The organism is Colwellia sp., from assembly GCF_013215345.1.
Lineage (GTDB): Bacteria > Pseudomonadota > Gammaproteobacteria > Enterobacterales > Alteromonadaceae > Colwellia.
On sequence record NZ_JABSOV010000052.1, the window covers coordinates 1 to 13,417 of the forward strand.

7 protein-coding genes are annotated in these 13,417 nt (G+C 38.3%); 2 read left to right on the top strand and 5 right to left on the bottom strand.

Annotation, left to right across the window (positions count from 1 at the left end; translation table 11 throughout):
* Positions 1-1,805: phosphoribosylformylglycinamidine synthase (gene purL / locus HRT50_RS09715; protein ID WP_291613895.1), on the bottom strand; the 1,805-nt coding region annotated here is incomplete at its 3' end.
* Positions 1,806-1,976: 171 nt separating this feature from the next.
* Between purL and mltF the strand changes: the two genes are divergently transcribed.
* Together mltF and HRT50_RS09725 are read left to right on the top strand one after the other, a co-directional pair.
* Positions 1,977-3,626, top strand: coding sequence for a membrane-bound lytic murein transglycosylase MltF (gene mltF / locus HRT50_RS09720; RefSeq protein ID WP_291613872.1), 1,650 nt, complete (start codon positions 1,977-1,979; stop codon positions 3,624-3,626).
* Between the two features lie 294 nt (positions 3,627-3,920).
* Entirely contained in the window at positions 3,921-4,058 is a 138-nt protein-coding gene (locus HRT50_RS09725) for a hypothetical protein (protein WP_291613873.1), read from the top strand.
* A gap of 62 nt (positions 4,059-4,120) precedes the next feature.
* Here the strand turns inward: HRT50_RS09725 and HRT50_RS09730 are convergent, their stop codons facing one another.
* From HRT50_RS09730 to HRT50_RS09745, 4 genes are all read right to left on the bottom strand, one after another.
* A complete protein-coding gene (locus HRT50_RS09730) occupies positions 4,121-4,468 on the bottom strand; it encodes an FHA domain-containing protein (protein WP_291613874.1) in 348 nt (115 codons plus the stop codon).
* 61 nt (positions 4,469-4,529) lie between these two features.
* Positions 4,530-5,270 (bottom strand): protein phosphatase 2C domain-containing protein, encoded by a 741-nt coding sequence (locus HRT50_RS09735; protein WP_291613875.1) that lies wholly within the window; start codon positions 5,268-5,270, stop codon positions 4,530-4,532.
* 75 nt (positions 5,271-5,345) lie between these two features.
* Complete coding sequence (locus tag HRT50_RS09740; protein WP_291613876.1) at positions 5,346-7,664, bottom strand: serine/threonine-protein kinase; 2,319 nt, start codon at positions 7,662-7,664, stop codon at positions 5,346-5,348.
* 441 nt (positions 7,665-8,105) lie between these two features.
* Positions 8,106-13,355: a response regulator gene (locus HRT50_RS09745; RefSeq protein WP_291613877.1), complete on the bottom strand. Its 5,250-nt coding sequence runs from the start codon at positions 13,353-13,355 to the stop codon at positions 8,106-8,108.
* Positions 13,356-13,417: the final 62 nt, after the last annotated feature.

The window sequence follows — 13,417 nt, forward strand, 5'->3', positions numbered from 1 at the left end:
TTTTCGTTGTCACTAAAGTGTGCATCAGTAACGGTTAATTGCAACTCTTCGGTGGCACGACCAACAACAGCATATGGCGCACGTTCACGGGCACATATTTGTTCAAAAACCGCTAGATTCTTGTCTGATACGGCAATAACATAACGTTCTTGAGATTCGTTACACCAGATTTCATGTGGCGCCATGCTGCGTTCATCATTTGGTACGTTACGAAGTTCGAATACACCACCACGGCCGCCATCAGAAACGAGTTCAGGGAAAGCATTAGATAAACCGCCAGCACCGACATCATGAATAAAGGCGATAGGGTTTTCTTCACCTAGCTGCCAACACTTATCGATAACTTCCTGACAACGACGTTCCATTTCTGGGTTTTCACGTTGTACTGAAGCAAAGTCTAAACTTTCAGCTGACTGACCTGAAGCCATTGATGAAGCAGCACCGCCGCCTAAACCAATGTTCATTGCTGGGCCACCTAAGGCAATTAAGTTAGCGCCAACGATAATTTCACGTTTTTGTACATGTTCATCACGAATATTACCTAAACCACCGGCAAGCATAATTGGCTTGTGGTAACCACGTACCTCAACACCGTTAAACGAGTTAACTTCTTCTTCATACGTACGGAAGTAACCTAAAATAGCTGGGCGACCAAATTCATTGTTAAATGCAGCGCCACCTAATGGACCTTCCATCATAATATCGAAAGCAGTAACAATACGGCTTGGTTTGCCAAAATCTGTTTCCCAAGGTTGGACAAATTCAGGAATGCGTAAGTTAGATACTGAGAAGCCCACTAAACCTGCTTTTGGTTTTGAGCCAATACCGGTTGCGCCTTCATCACGAATTTCACCACCTGAGCCAGTTGCAGCACCAGGGTACGGAGAAATAGCGGTAGGGTGGTTATGAGTTTCAACTTTCATCAAAATCTGAATGTCTTCATGGTGGTAACCATAAACATTAGTTTCAGGGTTAGGGAAGAAACGACCACCTTTATTACCGACCATTACAGCAGCGTTATCTTTATAAGCGCTAAGGACGTAATCACCATTAATTTCGTGAGTATTACGGATCATTTTAAACAAAGATTTTTCTTGTTTAACGCCGTCAATAGTCCAGTCTGCGTTGAAAATTTTATGACGACAATGCTCTGAGTTTGCTTGAGCAAACATGTAAAGTTCAATGTCGTGTGGGTTGCGACCTAGCTTAGTGAAGTTTTCAAATAAGTAATTAACTTCATCATCCGCTAAAGCCAAACCTAATTCTACGTTCGCTTTAACAAGCGCTTGTTTGCCGCCATTTTCAATATCAATTGCGGTTAATTCACCAGGCTCACTGCTGGCAAATAACTTGCTTGCCTCTTCGAAATCATTAAAGACACTTTCCATCATACGATCGTGCAGTAATGCGTTTAATTGCGCTTCTTGCTCTGCATTTAACTGTGCATCATTTTCGAATGAAACATAATAAGCAATACCGCGCTCTAATCGAACCACTTTAGCTAAGCCACAATTGTGCGCTATATCGGTAGACTTTGATGACCAAGGAGAAATAGTGCCCGGACGAGGAGTCACTAATAAAAATAAGCCTGTAGGTTGATGCTCTTCAATTGTTGGGCCGTAAGTAAGTAATTGCTGTAAAACATTCTCTTCACTGGCACTTAAGTCTTCATTAAGTTGAGCAAAATGGGCAAATTCAGCATAAATATCATTTACTGGCAGCTGTAACTGTTTACATTGAGCTAATAGTTTTTTAACTCTGAACTCAGAAAGTGCTGGAGCGCCACGAAGGTTTTTAATCAACATCGTCATAGGGTAATCACCAAATATTATGTAGGGCTTTGATTGGCTTTTACTTGCTGAATCTGCACAGTAAAAGCTAACCGAAAATTTCGCGCGTATTATAGTTGAAATTAACGCTTTTGTTAACGGAAAAAGTCAAGTAAAAACTTAACACTAGTGTCAGGTAAAAAGTGCTTGGCTAATAGAACAATACACGACACAATTGAAGTCATGACTAAATATTTATATTTTCCAATAAAAGCTAAGCTCTTTACTAACTTAGATACTAAGTTAAAGAGTCTGTTCAAGCGTAAATTAGAGGGTAAGCTAATAACTAAGTTTGCCTCTTTGCTCTTGCTTGTTTTTGCCACTCTTCTATTAAGTGGCTGTGATAAAAAAAATGACTATTCAAGTTTATCTCGTATTTTAGCTCGAGGTTATATAAATGTTGGCACAATCTTCGGCCCAACAAACTATTACACCACAGCCAATGGCTTTGCTGGCTTTGAATATGAATTAGCAAAAAAATATGCTGACTCGCTTAATGTCGAATTGCGCATTATCCCAAGTTATAGCCTTAATGAACTTTTCATCAAGTTAAATACCGGTGAGGTTGATTTGTTGGCTGCTAGTTTGTCAAAAACTGAAAAGCGCCTACAGCGTTTTCGCTTTGCGCCGAGTTATGAAACTATCAGCCAGAAATTAGTCTTTAAGCAAGGTAATATCAGGCCTAGAAAAGTGGCTGACTTAGCGGGTAAGTTAATGGTTACCACGGGGTCAAGTTATGTGGAAAACCTTGAAAAGCTAAAGCTAACCCATAGCGAACTCACCTGGCAAGAAACCATTGAATTTGATAGCGAAGAGCTTTTGGCTAAAGTACTCAGTGGTGAAATAGATTATACCGTGATTGACAGTAATAACTTAGCCATTAACCGCAGTTATTACCCTGAGATAAGTATTGGTTTTAGTATTAACAAGCCAGAGCCTTTAGCTTGGATGGTCAGTAAAAACAGTCATGATGATATCTTAGCAAGCCTGATTGAGTTTTTTGGCATAGTACATCACGACGGTACTTTGCTAGCGTTAGATGACAAATATTATGGTCATATTGAACAATTTAACTATGTTGAAACCCGGACATTTATTAAAGCGGTAGCAACAACTTTACCTAAATATCAGCATTTTTTTGAGAAATATGCCCAAGAGATCGATTGGCGTTTATTAGCTGCCATTAGTTACCAAGAATCACACTGGAATCCAACAGCACGTTCATATACCGGTGTGCGTGGCATGATGATGTTGACATTAGCCACAGCAAAACAAATGGGTATTAAAAGCCGTTTAGATACCGAGCAAAGTATTCGAGGCGGGGCAAAATACTTTAAGCGCATGATTGCTATGATGCCTGATAGAATACCAAGACCAGATCGTATTTGGTTTGCTTTAGCTTCTTATAATATTGGTTTTGGCCATTTAAATGATGCGAGGATTATCACCCAACGCCAAGGCGGTGACCCTGATCGCTGGGTCGAAGTTAAAACTCGCTTGCCGTTATTGCAACAGAAAAAATATTATAAAAAGACTAAACATGGTTATGCGCGTGGAGAAGAGCCAGTGCATTATGTTGACAATATTCGTCGTTATTACGACACCTTGAGCTGGTTAGATAATAAAGCCAAAGAGCAAGCACATGCATTAAGGCTTGCACAAGAATTACAAGTACTAGAGCAAAAAGAAAAAGCGCAACAAGCCTCTCAGCTTGATATTGAACTGCTTGAGCAAGAGCTTGCTGTACAGCCTACGCTAGAGGTTGTTAAAGAAGCCGACAAGGATAGTAAAAAATAAAAACTTTCTTACCCGCCTAAAGCAACTTATGCCGAGTTCGGTTTAATTGGTAGTTAACAATATAAATAATGTTCGTATTGTTATTTTATTATCGCTACTTTGAGCGCTTTGCTCAGTTTAACTTCTCAGCCACTACAGTGGCTGATTGTATCTTGAAACAAGTATGAAATAAGCCTGAATTAAGTCAGAGAATTGAGTAATGATTTCTCTGAATCTCGTTGTCATTAAATTGTCATTTTACCAAGCTATAGTCTAAGGGTAATTAAAAATAATCTTACCTAGAGTGATAATAAAATGAAAAGAACTTTAAAGAATAATCAACGAAGAAAACAGTTAAACCGTCAACATCATAAAATGACCTCGCGTAGACAGTCTCACTTTAATCAAGTAATGAATGAAGTTGTTGAGCAAGCCAGTAATCAGCTTAGTTAATTATTCAATAACTTTTAATTCACTACGCTGAAAAAGGGCCTAATTCTTATATTTCTATTGAATTAGCTAATAATTATAGCTGTTTCATCAAGGTTATTTGTTGGCTTATCAATTAACTGAAATTGATTAAAGCCAATAGTGATAACATCATCATGGTTGAGTTTTTCACGCGACACCTTGTTGCCATTTAATTCAATACCATTAGTACTGGCAAGATCTTCTAAATAAGTGACCAATTGACCATCAATAAATGGGTCTGGCTCGGTGATTAAACGCGCATGTTTTGAACTGACTGCGGCATCATTAATTTGTATGTCATTACTACTTGCACGGCCGATGGATAAATTACCTTCAACAAGTAGCCATTTATTAATAATCACATCTTCAACACTTAAGGCTAAATAAGCCATAAAAACTCCAAATTTAGTTATATTTTATTAGTTATTTTTCTTAGCTATATTTATTTTTTAGTTAATTACTTAAATTGATTAAACCGACCGTGAGATTATCTCTACTGTTTTTGGCTATCGCATGATTTATCATCTTATTACAGACATTTTCACCAGCTGAAAATTCCGAGAGATACTGACTAATTTCTTGCTCGGTTAAATAGTCGTGTAAGCCGTCGGTTGAAAGCATAATGGTATCGCCATTATTTATTGCAATGCTTGTGGTATCAACAGCTATTGTTTCTCGAACACCAATCGCTTGTGAAAGTAAGTTTTTAGTATTAGATGTTCGTGCTGTTGCCGCGGTTATTGCGCCTTTATTAACTAATTCTTGAATCATAGTATGATCGACTGTTTCTTGAACTAAGCTATTGCCTTTTAAGGTATAAGCGCGTGAGTCACCAACCCAGCCAATATGGCATTCATCCTTGTCTATTACCATCAAAACGCCAGTAGTGCCCATGCCTTGTTGTGTTACTGTGCTTTTTGCTTGTTGAAAAATAGCCATGTTGGCGTCACTAAGCTGCTTTGTTATCCATGTTTGCCAATGGAGTTGTGGGCTAGCGGAGATTTTATGCCATGCAGTCTTAATATGATCTACTAACATTGCACTGGCAACTTCACCGGCATTATGTCCACCCATTCCGTCTGCAACTAGCATCCAAGTAATGCCTAAATCTTCATTGACGCCATAACTTATCGCATCTTCGTTATTGTCTCGAATCGCGCCCTGATGACATAGGGATTTAATGTGATAATTCATAGGAGTTAACTGTTAATGCCTTTATCTTATGATGAAAAGTCGTTATTTAACGGACTAGTTAATAGCTTGTTTTTATTAGAGTGCGCTGACTTTAAAGTCTCTTTTAAGCGCATTAGCAAGCGCTAGCTTAAATTCTGCCATGTTTTGATAACGTTTATCTATATCTTTATGCATGGCTTTATTACATATACGCTGAGCACTTGTTGGCAACGCGGGATTTCGTTGATTAACGGCAACAGCTTTTGCTTTGGTAATTTGATAGGCAACGGTGGCGATGGACTCGCCTTCGAAAGGTAAATAGCCACAAAGTAGCTGGTAAAATGTTACCCCTAAACTGAAAATATCACTACGACCGTCAACTTTTAAACCCAGTATTTGTTCTGGAGACATGTAATAAGGGCTGCCCATAATAATACCGGTACGGGTTTTACTGTTATCACTGACGTAGGCTATGCCAAAATCCGTTACCGTGACTTTGAGTAAGTCATCATCATAAATAATGTTGGCTGGCTTGATATCTCTATGAACAACGTTTTGCTTATGGGCATAATCTAAGGCATCGGTTATCTGTATTAATAATTGATAAACCAATGGAATAGGCAGTGTTTTCTCTGGTTGGATAAATAGTGATAAGGGCGCGCCAGTCAGTAGATCCATAGCGATATAACCTAGCTTGTTTTCTTCACCGACATCGTAAATGGTAACTATATTTGCATGACTTAAACCACCAGCAGTTTGCGCCTCTCTAAAGAACCTTTCTTTGGCTTCAGTAAATTCAGCTGAGTCAATATCATCACTTAATTGCAAAGTTTTAATGGCAACATGCCGATTTATTTTAGGGTCGACACCTTGGTAGACAATACCCATTGCGCCTTTGCCTAAGATACCTTCCACTTGATAGCGGCCAAAATTCTTAACGGTTAAGTGATGGTTAAGCTTGCTCTGACTTTGTAACGGATTATCAACTATCACTAAGGTTTGCTCAAAATCTTCTGCGGGCATAGCTATGGTGCTAACGGGCGATGCCACTCGGGCACTATTGGTTTTTGTCACTGTGACATCCTTCACAGCCGGAGATGATGACTGTGCTATTTTTACTTGCTTGTTGCTTAAGGGGGCAGCCTTTCCAACCATGGTGGCGAGTGACGCACTAGGTAAGTGCTCTGTTCGATAATTAAGAGCCGATAAAAATAAGTTAAATTCCTTTTGATAAGCGAAAAGTAATAACCATGAACCTGCCAGTAAAAGCACAACCGGAAGCACCTCAAGCCATTGTTGCTGCTTAAACATAAAATATTGAATGATAAATAATACTAAGCTGTAACTCACTATGCCTATTAGCTGTTGTTTAATATGCAGGTGGCGTATGAACCAAGCTAAAATTAAAGCGATAGCCGCCAAAGCCCAGCATAATAAAACAGTGCTTAAGTTTTGCGATAAATAATCACCTTTAATTAATTTGTTAACTAAAGGTAGCACCATTTTTTGATGGCCATAATTATCATCTATGATAATTATGGCCTTATATTGCCTTGGTGAAAAAGTAGCAGAATCTAAGGCGTCTTGCTGCTCAATAAAGTGTTTTACCGAAGTAAGGGCAACTGCATTACTAGCAATATCTTCTGGGTTAGATAAGCGGTCTAACTTAGCGCTATTTTCCTGACTAACTTGAACCACGTCGCCAGAAGTGAATACATCGCCAAAAAAACCTAATGATAGCTCTGTAGGGATTAGGCTATTTTCTTTGTTACTTAAGCTTAATTGCCAATTTTGATTGAGACTAAGCTCATTATTTACACTTAATTGCTTTAGAATTTCACCGGCTAAACTTAGGTATATTCCATCTTGCTGTTGCCATATTATTGGCAAGCTTTGTCGCTCATTGATTAAAAATGGCGTGTAAATAAAGTGTGTTGAGTTTATTTTTTTGATTTTATGCTCTGCTGAGTACCTAAACCAAGACAATGTGCGGGCAAGTAGTGTTGACGATTGGCTATTTAGCGCTTGCGTTGATGAGCTATTCGCGGATGCAATGATCACTTTATGATACCTAGGACTGCTAGCTAAATAACTTTCAAGTTGGCTCATAAATGTGCTTGATGGTTTAGCAAGCAAGGTGATTTGACTTTGAGGATGAGATGACAATATTGTTGTTATTGAGTCTAGCTCGTGATCATCGAAGGAAGAATACAAGGTTAAAATGTTATTAGAGTCAAACGTTGTGTTATTCCCAGGTAAAGTTTGCATCGATGTTAGTTTGGCGAGGGCATTAATATTTAATTGGTTTACCTGGTTTAGGCCGCCATTGGCAACATAGCAAAAGCTAAAACCCCAGAATAATAGCAGTAGATAAAACCAACCCGTATGATAAATGGGCAGAAGACGTTTGACCATGTGTAGTGATAACCTTTAGCTATTTGATACCATTCAGCATAAAGAAGTGACCACTTAGAATGACATGGGCGACATTAGAACACACAAAATGAATAGTGATATAGTCGTTCTATATTTCATTCATTTTGTAACGTTATCATGGTGCCCCATGTATGCCAAAGGCGAGTTTTAAAGGCTTATATGCTACGTTATTGATTTTGATAAGGGAATAACCCATTATCTACAATCAAAGCCTTGCCTATTAGCCTTTATATTCTCGCTACGTGAGTACTTTCTTATACTGACTGGTAATTAGTATTATTTTTATTTTGCTGTTGTTACGCCTCTATTAATACCTTAATGTGCTTGGTATATCAAATTTAAGCGAATACAATCACTCTAAAAAGTAGACAATATACCCTTCGCTAGAGTGGCCAAAATTCATAAATATTTTGCTTGTTATTAACTCTGGATGAGTTTTTCATTGATTACTTGTTTTAATTCTTGCTCAAGCGCTTGATAAGCTAATTGCATTGCTTGGAATAGTGTATCTATTTGAGCATAAGCAGGGGGAGATGTTCTTAAATAGTGATTAAAGTTACGGGTGTGATGTAGTAGTGATTGAGCACTTAAATTTGCTGTCATCCCTTGAATTTTATGGCTAATTTCATGTTGCTGTTTGTTATCTTGTTGACGAATACTTATGGCTAACGCGCTAAGTTGTTTTGGCGCCTCTTCTAAAAATAGTGCAATAAGCTTGTGTTGAAAATCCTCATTGTTATTTAAACGCATACTAAATTTATCCCTTTGCCATACCATCAGTTGCTCTTGCTTTTTAGATAAAGGTCCATCACTTTCAGCGGCTATTTTTTCTGGCACTTCAACTAGGGGGGGGCGCTCAAGTTCATTAAAGACTGCAGGGCTAATTTTTTCAGCGTTAATGACTAACTCAGCGTACTGCGTAAGTTTTTCTTTTAGTTTTACTGGATCAATGGGTTTGCTTAAGTAATCCGTCATCCCTGCTGCCAGGCATTTTTCTCTATCTCCTTTCATGGCATTGGCTGTCATGGCGATAATCGTTACCGCCTTACTTTCTTCTCCTGCCTCCCCTTGCCGAATGGCTGCCGTTGCTTGATAACCGTCCATTTCAGGCATTTGACAGTCCATTAAAATAATATCATATGGCGGCTTACCTTGAGTTGATTGCCCTTTTGTTGATTGACCGATTGCTGATTTACCTTTCGTTGATTTAAGAAAGTTTAATGCCTCTAAACCATTAACAGCAACGTCTGGCACTATACCAAATTCAGCTAAAATATGGCGAGCGACTTCTTGGTTTATACGATTGTCTTCTACCAATAATAATCGGCACTGGCTTAAGTTTTTATTGACGTTAGCTTGCTCGTTAGATTCAACGTCTTTTAAATAGTGGCGAGTAATAAGTGGCAATGGTTGTGACGATGTTTCGTTCTCTGCTAAACACAAGCTTAAGGTTTTAAATAAATCTTTTGTTATGGCTGGTTTTGGAAAATAAGCCGCAAATCCAAGTCCTCTAAAGTAATCTGCATCACCGCGGGCTGCCATAGAAGTCATCATTACCAGTTTTACCTTTTCTAAATGCGGATTGTTTTTTACCGCTTTTGCCAATGTTGCACCATCCATATGAGGCATATGCATATCAAAAAAAGCCATTTTAATATTTGATTGCTCTGGATTTTGCGCGTTACTTTCTAGTAAATTTAACGCGGATAAACCACAGTCGGCCTCGTAAACGATTGCTCCCCAATGCTCTAGTTGAGCCTTTAATACAAATCGGTTAGTGGCATTATCATCAACGATTAACATGGGCACGTTATTTATATCAACAATAGGCAGAACAATTTTAGCTTGCTCACTCTTTGATAAACTTACCGTAAAGGAGAAGTTAGATCCTTGCCCTAAAGTACTGGATACCTTTATATCACCTTGCATTAGTTGGCAGAGTTGTTTACAAATGGCTAAGCCTAAGCCTGTGCCGCCGTACTTTCTGGTTGTTGAAGCGTCAACTTGAGTAAATGATTGAAATAAGTTAGATATTTTATCGGGGGGAATTCCTATGCCAGTGTCAGTAATACTACAGTGCAGGGTCAGTTGGCTTTCTTCAGGGCTATTAATCGGTTTTTCTTCAACTAACTTTGCTGTAATAACTATTTCACCTTGCTCGGTAAATTTAATGGCATTGCCTGTTAGGTTGTTAAGAATTTGTCTGAGACGTCCAGGGTCGCCTTTGACATGGCTTTGTTGAATACCTCTATCATCAAGAATAATCTCAATGTTTTTTTCTTGGCTTTTTAAAGCCAGTGATTCACTAAACTCACCAAAAAGATTTCTTAAATCAAAATCTATCACTTCTAAATCAAGCTTACCAGCCTCGACTTTAGAGAAGTCAAGAATATCGTTAATCAAGCTCAGTAGGGCTTCAGCACTTGAATTAGCCAGCTCTACTCTGTGCATTTGTTCTTCGCTTAATTCATTTCTAAGCAGCAAGCCAAGCATGCCAAGAATACCATTCATTGGGGTACGAATTTCATGACTCATACTGGCAAGAAATTCTGCCTTATGGCGAGCAGTATCTTCGGCTAATTCTTTGGCGGCAATGTGTTCTTGCTCAACAACTTTGCGCTCGGTAATATCAAAGTTAACGCCGGTCATTTGTACGGCATTGCCTTGACTATCTAATTTTACTAAAGCCATTGCTTTGATATGTTTTATCGTGCCAGTTGGAGTGACTATTCTAAATTCGTAGTCGAAATTTGTCTTATTTTCAATGGCTTCAGTGATTGCTTGGCTTGCGGAATTAATATCTTCTGGATGTACTGATTTTTGCCAGTCCTTAATGTTACCAGCGAAGTCTTGTGGTCGTGTTGCATATATTCTATGCATCCACTTATCCCAAGTTAGCTTATTATTTATAATGTCATATTGCCAAATACCTATACCAGCAGCATCGGTAGCTAGGTTTACTCGCTCGTTTACTTCCATTAAAGCGTGTTGATGTTGTTCTTGCTCTAATTCGAGTAGTTCTTCTTTTGAAATGTCTCGGATAATGCCAGTAAAAACTATGCCTTGCTCACTACTAACCTTTGATATGGATAAATGAATGGGAAATATTTCTCCTGACTTTTTCTGGCCACGTAATTTCCGGCCTATACCCATTATATGAGCTATACCCGTTGCTTTATATTGATTAAGGTAGCCATCGTGTTTAGAACTTTGCTGGATTGGCATTAAAGTACGAACATTTTGATTAAGCGCCTCTGCCTCGCTATAACCAAACATTTCTTGAGCCGCTTTGTTAAAAGCAATGATGTCGCCTTGTTCATTGATAGTAATAAAACCCTCCGCGGCACTGGAAAATATGGCATTTATTTGCTCTGAGCTTTGTTTTGCCAAAAGTGCCGAGTGTTCTTGCTCCCGCAGAGAAAATTGCATCTGGGTAAATAGATTACTAAAGCTACGTGCAAGTACACCAATTTCGGTGCTACTTTGGGTGGGGAGAGTACTTAATGTATTAGATTTCTCATAATTTTCTAAGCTATCTGTTATTTGCTGTAATGGCGTGGCAATACGCCTAGCGGCAACGGTTGCTATGGCTAATGCAACTAAAGCTAAGGCACTACCAAGTAATAAGCTACGAATTCTAAAGGCCGCTAGCGTTTGTTCCATTTCAGTACTGTCTTTTAGTACCAATAAGTTAAGTTGATGAATGTTATCAAAGCGATTTAAATTGACTTGCTGATAATGGCCTAGAAACTTATGGTCATCAATAGTGACACTCTCCATCCTATATTCCGTTAATTGCTCACTAATCACAGGTGCTAACTCAGGAAATTCATCTTGTATTAAATAACGTTGTTCGAGATTGAAACCAAAGGTTTTACTATTGTCAGGGTGTGAAACAAAGTCCCCCCCTTTATTGGTTAAGTAAAAAGATAATTGGCTTAACTCTCTGCTTTTAAGCTGGGCAATAAAGTCGCCAAAATTTATATTAATAACGATAAGGCCAAAGATATCACCTGTGCTTGGATGGTAAATTGGCGTGGCTACGCGCAATACCGGTTTATGAGGTGTTTCAATTTCCCCGTGATTTTTAGCTAGCTCTATTTTTGAAAAATATACTTGGCCGGGATCTTTATCTATAGTGGCTTTGAAATATGGCCGAGCAGATTTTTGCTGTAAACGAGACTTTGGTATAACGATACTTTGGCTATCGTTGCGGACATTAATTATTTCTTGACCATTATTGGCGATGCCTATGTAGCGGATTTGATAATAAAAGTTTTTATTAATAAGGAATTCACTGAAGGTTTGCTCAATTAGGCTCTTCCATAATTGATAGTTATGCTCATCAGGTTTTTCTAAAGAGTTAAGTATCCCTTGGACACCAGAAGTACGACTCAAAAATAAAATATCAGAATTGGCTTGGCTGTAAAGTTGTTCAATCATTGGTTCAACAAGGTTACTTTCAATAGCTACTTCATTGCTGGTTTGTTGAGTTAACAAGCGTTCAGTTTCAAAATAAAATAAAAAACTCACCAAAGTGCTAACACTTAATACCAAAATAAAAGCGGCGATAGGTATTTGCATGCTAATAGAATGTCGAGTATGACCAACCTCTAATAACTCATTTTTCAATAGCGTATTGTCAGTTAAGTTCTGGTTTAGGGAGTGCATCGACTTCGAGGTCGCTGCTGTTTCTTGACTCAATTGATTTATTGAAGTTGCTTTTAGATCAAAAAGTAAGCCTAAAAAGGCGCAACCGTAAGCCAGTATTTTCAAGCTATGGGCAATATTAAAGTGATTATCAAACAATGCCGTTGAACCAAAGGCCATATGAATTTGTGTGGTGACCTCGGGGATAACACTGAGTAATAAGCCATATTTAGCTAATGTAGGGAATTGCCTATATAAATTGATAAATAAGCTGCCGGCAAAGATAAATAAACCTAAGGGTAAGACATCATATGGGCGAGTGATCAGTGCATTCTTAAACATGGTTTGCGGTAAGGTCGTACTATTAGCGGCAATATGAACTAAGACATAAGCTAAGGTAATAAAACAAAGGCCGATAATGAGTATTGCTCGATAATCATTTTTACTTTTTGTTTGTGCATATTCAGCACTATTTTTGTCAGTTTGGCGCTCCCTTGCGTAAAGCATAAAAGATATCAGGGTGCCAGTTATCATTATACAAGCATTAAATATTCGAGATAAAGCCCAGGTAAAAGGAATGAAATCGGTATTTGCTGCTTGTGCTGAAATAATACGAGTGGCAGCTAACGTGTGAAAGGCATCGACTGAGCCAGCACAAAAAATTGCCATGCCCATTATAGGGATAGCAACATCACGATGGATACGGTAATGCACCAATGCCAGAATAAAAGTGAGTAAAGCTAAAACTACTGCAGACCATTCTAATAATGTGTGATGAAGCGCTCCGGCAAGGGCATAAAACAAGTGATTTTCTTTAATCGCTTGATTAGTGTTTAGCGTGGTGATGTTGGAAGAGAAGTCGAGGCCCAATAAATTGAGTAGGCTAGGTAATAAACACAATACCAGCACTATAACTAAGAAACTTTTTTTCTTGCTATCAAAAAATGTGGTGTTAGTGATTTGATTATTTACTTGTTGACCTGATCTTTCTTTTGAATTACGTGCAAAATAAGCCGACATAGGGGTTCTTCCATGAGCCATATACTGCATGATGAGCTTATTAGTTTGTTAATTAAGTAATG

Bases quoted from the DNA above. Each gene is read 5' to 3' on its own strand.
- HRT50_RS09725 (WP_291613873.1), top strand. From the start codon at position 3,921: ATGAAAAGAACTTTAAAGAATAATCAACGAAGAAAACAGTTAAACCGT.
- HRT50_RS09730 (WP_291613874.1), bottom strand. From the start codon at position 4,468: ATGGCTTATTTAGCCTTAAGTGTTGAAGATGTGATTATTAATAAATGG.
- HRT50_RS09735 (WP_291613875.1), bottom strand. From the start codon at position 5,270: ATGAATTATCACATTAAATCCCTATGTCATCAGGGCGCGATTCGAGAC.
- HRT50_RS09740 (WP_291613876.1), bottom strand. From the start codon at position 7,664: ATGGTCAAACGTCTTCTGCCCATTTATCATACGGGTTGGTTTTATCTA.
- HRT50_RS09745 (WP_291613877.1), bottom strand. From the start codon at position 13,355: ATGTCGGCTTATTTTGCACGTAATTCAAAAGAAAGATCAGGTCAACAA.